Source organism: Halomonas sp. BC1, from assembly GCF_002078135.1.
GTDB classification, from domain to species: Bacteria; Pseudomonadota; Gammaproteobacteria; order Pseudomonadales; family Halomonadaceae; genus Vreelandella; species Vreelandella stevensii.
The window spans coordinates 644,355-648,694 of the sequence record NZ_LFGS01000019.1 but is presented as its reverse complement, the minus strand read 5'-3'; the positions used below and the strand labels follow the sequence as shown (position 1 = coordinate 648,694).

Annotated in this window: 5 protein-coding genes; all 5 read right to left on the bottom strand. The window is 53.4% G+C overall.

Annotated features, from left to right (window positions below; genetic code table 11):
- Nucleotides 1-404 (bottom strand): amidase family protein (locus B7L72_RS17075; protein ID WP_254893840.1); only part of this gene is annotated, 404 nt, incomplete at its 3' end.
- A 22-nt stretch (nt 405-426) separates the two neighbouring features.
- The gene (locus tag B7L72_RS17070; RefSeq protein WP_081195627.1) at nt 427-1,728 is read right to left on the bottom strand and encodes a TRAP transporter large permease; all 1,302 of its coding nucleotides are present in this window, start codon (nt 1,726-1,728) and stop codon (nt 427-429) included.
- Nucleotides 1,725-2,342: a TRAP transporter small permease subunit gene (locus B7L72_RS17065; protein ID WP_081195626.1), complete on the bottom strand. Its 618-nt coding sequence runs from the start codon at nt 2,340-2,342 to the stop codon at nt 1,725-1,727. Before B7L72_RS17065 ends, B7L72_RS17070 begins: the two co-directional genes overlap by 4 nt.
- A 31-nt stretch (nt 2,343-2,373) precedes the next feature.
- Nucleotides 2,374-3,423 (bottom strand): TRAP transporter substrate-binding protein, encoded by a 1,050-nt coding sequence (locus tag B7L72_RS17060; RefSeq protein WP_081195625.1) that lies wholly within the window; start codon nt 3,421-3,423, stop codon nt 2,374-2,376.
- 84 nt (nt 3,424-3,507) lie between these two features.
- Nucleotides 3,508-4,203, bottom strand: a complete 696-nt coding sequence (locus B7L72_RS17055; protein ID WP_081195624.1) for a cyclase family protein — start codon at nt 4,201-4,203, stop codon at nt 3,508-3,510.
- Nucleotides 4,204-4,340 lie beyond the last annotated feature (137 nt).

Here is a 4,340-nt window from a genome sequence, read left to right as displayed (position 1 = left end):
GTACACACAGCCCCAAAAGCAAACTCTGGTGTATTGGTTTTGCCCAGCACAATAGCGCCGGCCGCTTTTAGTCGTGCAACCGAAAGCTCATCCCGCTCGGGACGATTATGTGCAAACAGGCGTGACCCTTTGGTTGTGGGTAGCCCTACGGTATCCGTGACATCTTTCACAGCCACCGGCAAACCATGTAGCGCGCCTAACGGCTGGCCAGAGCGCCGCTTCCGATCACAAGCCTCTGCCGCGGCGCGGGCACCGTCTGCATCCACGCTAATAAATGCCTGCAACGAGCCGTTAAGAACAGCAATGCGAAACAGTGACGCCTCCACAAGCGCCGAGGATGTGAGGCGACCCTCGATTAATTGGATAAGCAGTTCAGTGGCTGGCTGGTGCAGCGTATCGTTCATTGCGTCGTGCACGTTCGGCCCCTTATAGCAATAAATAGGGCAACCAAGTCACGATACTTGGAAACGCTATGATGAGAGCTACGGCCAACAGCAAGACCACGACGAACGGTGTAATACCCCAGTAGACATCGATAATTGAGCCAGACCGGCGCACCCCCTGGACAACGAACAAGTTCATTCCTATTGGCGGAGTAATCAATGCCAGCTCCATCATCAGAACCAAGAAGATGCCAAACCAAACCGGATCGATCCCCATGAACACGACAATGGGGAAAACAATGGGTATGGTGCCCACCATCATGGAGAGCGTTTCAATAAAGCAGCCCAGGATAAGATAAAAAATCACAAGCACCAGCAAAAAGCCCAACACACTCAGCTCCATGGAGGCCACGAAGCTCGTTAGCGCTTGGGGAACCCCCAGCACGCCCACCACAAACTTCAGGAAAAAGGCCACTACGATAATCAATAGGATCATTGCCGTGGTGCGTACCGTGGAGAGAAACGCTTCATGGAGCATCGTTATGCTCAAAGCACGATTCCAAACCGCGAGCCCAAGGGCCATTAACACCCCTAACGCAGCCGCTTCAGTCGGCGTGGCCCAGCCCAGATAGATGCTCCCCATCACTACACCGAATACCAGCAGCGGCGGAATGAGATGTTTAAGGCTGGTCAATTTAATCTTTAAGGAGCTTTTCGCCTGAATGGTTCCGGCAAGGCTGGGAAACAGCGTGCAGATAATGGCAATCGCCAGCATGAACAGCGTGACGAGCAGTAGCCCTGGCACTAACCCCGCGGCAAACAGGCGACCTACAGACGTCCCCGTCAATGCACCATAGATAATCAGATTCACACTGGGGGGAATCAAAATCCCTAACGTTGCGCCAGCCGCAATCGACCCCAGTACCAGACGCTCATTGAACCTACGCTCCCTGAACTCTGGAAGCGCGACGGTGGCGATGGTCGCCGCTGTCGCGACCGATGACCCGGAAACTGCTGCAAACAGGCCGCTCGCACCGATATTGGTATGCAGTAGCCCGCCGGGCAAACGACCTAGTAGCACCGATAACCCGGTATACATCCGCTGGGTGACGCCGCAGCGTAGCAGCAGTTCGCCAAGCAGGATAAAGAGCGGTATGGCCGTTAATAGAAAGTCGTTCATGACCGCCCATAGCTGGGTACCAAAGGTGCTCAACATGGCTGGGGAGAGATACACCATGGTGCCAAGCGCACTGGCCAAAAATATAGCCACTGCCACATGAACACCAAGCATCATCAGCCCTAGCATAATGGCAAAGCCAATCAGGGCACCGCTAATGTCGATCATAAAGGCTCCCTTTTACTTTCCGGCCTGTTGTCCAACTGGCTCTCAGCCTCTGCCAGGCTTTTGTCCACTTCCTCCTGTAATGAAGGGGGGCCGTAGCATTCGTTAAGCATCTGACAGTTGGTTCTGATCAGTAACCAGCAACTATGTATCAGCATGCTGGTGGCAACGAATGCAAACAGTGCCACACCGAACAACCACAACCCTTGAGGAATCCATAAAGGGGTTTGCAGTGGTGTACTGGCACGGCTTCCATAGGCAATGCTGGTTTGCCATGTGCCCCACGCTTGGAGCAACATAAACATTGTAAATCCCGCCAATAACAGTATCGCCATGCCGTTCAGACAGGCCTGTATCGCAACGGGAAAACGGCTCAGCCCAAGCTCTATGCGTGTGTGCATCCGGTGCATCAGCGCAGCAGAAAAGCCAACGGCAGACGTGATCGCTAAAACATAACCACCAAGTTCATCTACCCCCTGAACCGAGTGCCCCAGTAAGCGGCGAGCCACGATCTCGTAACCAATTAACAAGCAGAGCCCAAGGCATGCATAGCCGCACATGATGGCGGCGATGTTGACCAGCCGCTCAAGCCCTGGAAAGAATCTGATTGATCGCATCAGCGGTGTCTCCTTATGAACCCCGGGCTGATCACTCGATGGCTAAACCACGAGCTTCACCGATGGTGCTATTCCAAAGAGAAGCGCACTCTGCATAATTGGCATTACAGGTTTTAGACCAGGTAGGCAGAATAACGTCGGACACCGCCTCATTGAGTAGCGCCACATCCTCTTCACTTGGCTCAACAAGGGTCATATCGAAACGGTTGTAACCTTCGCAACTATCATCACCGGTCGAGCAGTTCACCGCATCCTGGGTGAGCGTCCTGGCCATATCCCAATACTGGCTTTCCAGATCCGCATAAGCCTCTTCGATGGCCTCCTGTGCTTCGGCGGACATGGCATTCCATGTATCCAGATTCATCATGTGCGCCTGCACCGACCAGCTCACACCTAGCATCAACAAGGAATCGGTGACTTCTGGCCAGTTACCGGTATTACCGGATGTTGGAGAAGTCACTCCACACTCCGCTACGCCACGCTGTAAAGCGGGATAGACTTCCGCGAACTGCAGCGTGATTGGCGTCGCCCCCAAATACTCCAATAAAGCAGACATGCTCGGAGTAAAGGAGCGGACACGCTTACCGCGTAAGTCCTCCAAGCTTGCCACATCACCAGAGCAGAAAAACACCTGAGGGCCAAATGGCCATAGCCCCATTACGCGGGCATTAAAGCGCTCCTCTACCCGGTCGCTGAACACACCGCGATAAGCGTCAACGGTGCTTTGCAATGTATCGATATCAGGCGACACGCCTATCAGATCCAGGCCCTCCAGAAAGGGATCGTCACGTGAGGCTGAGCCAATGGTCGTTTCGACGACATCGAAACTACCGCTACTGACCATGCGCATGGTGTCTTGCATATTGACGCCCACTACGTCCAACGGATTGAAGTTGACCTGAATGTCCAGGCCAGTCCGCTCGCCCAGGGTGGCGTAAAAATCACGTTCCAGCGCCGTATGGTGCTGATGGGTAGAAACAATGCCAATCGCGTTCAAACTGAGCTGTTCAGCATAGAGAGTGCTCGATGACAGCGCTGCAATGGATACACCAGCAGCCAGCGCCAGATGACGTTTTCTCATGACGATCCCCTTCAGGTTTTAAAGTATGACTAGATGCGCTGGCGGGAAGGGACTCCCCTGCCCATCGCGGTGGAAACAAGGAAGTTATTCAAGGAATGCCAAGGCTCTGACAGGTGACGCCGAGCCTCCTTTAATGCGCAGAGGAATACCCTGAAAGGTAAATTCGCCCTTACCAATGAGGGCTTCAAGGTTCCAAAGCCATTCGTAATGCACCATGCCCAAGTCACGACAGACCCGGTGGTTCTCAAAGATATTTTCATCCACACGGTCGGTGGAGGGCCCCTCTACGCCATGTACCATGGAGCCCCGCTCATATAGCCAGCGCGTCGCCTCCGCAGTGACCTGAGCATTGTTCGTACAGATAGTATCGTGAGGCCAGTGACGGGTATTCAAGCCGGTACACATCAGCACGATGTGTCCATCCACCTTTACCCCGGCGTCCCGCTCGGCTATTTCCAGTGTTTCCCGAGTGATATCGCCGCGATCCCCCACGTGGCGTAGGTCCAGACATACTGCCTTGCCCATGAACATTTCCACGGGCATCTCGTCGATGGCCGCCCCCTCCGGATTATTATGTGACAGCGCATCAACATGGGTGCCTGTGTGATCCAACATTCCCAGGTAAAAGGTGGTGAAGGTTAACAGGTCATCCGGTGTCCCTTGCTGAAACTTTTTGGAGGCTTCATGGGTGGTGTGTGGAATAACAACAGGGCGTGCCAAGCGGCCCAAGGCGGGTAAGCCATCCTGAAGCGGCAGAGTAAGGTCGATAATGGTGGGCATGACAACACCTTTGCTAATTCAGTATTGGACTTCAGCGGTAGCAATAGCTTGATCCAGCACTTTTCATGCCAACACACCAAGAGACATGCAAATAAATACTTAATATTCAATACCTTAAAATTTAAAACAGAATTTTA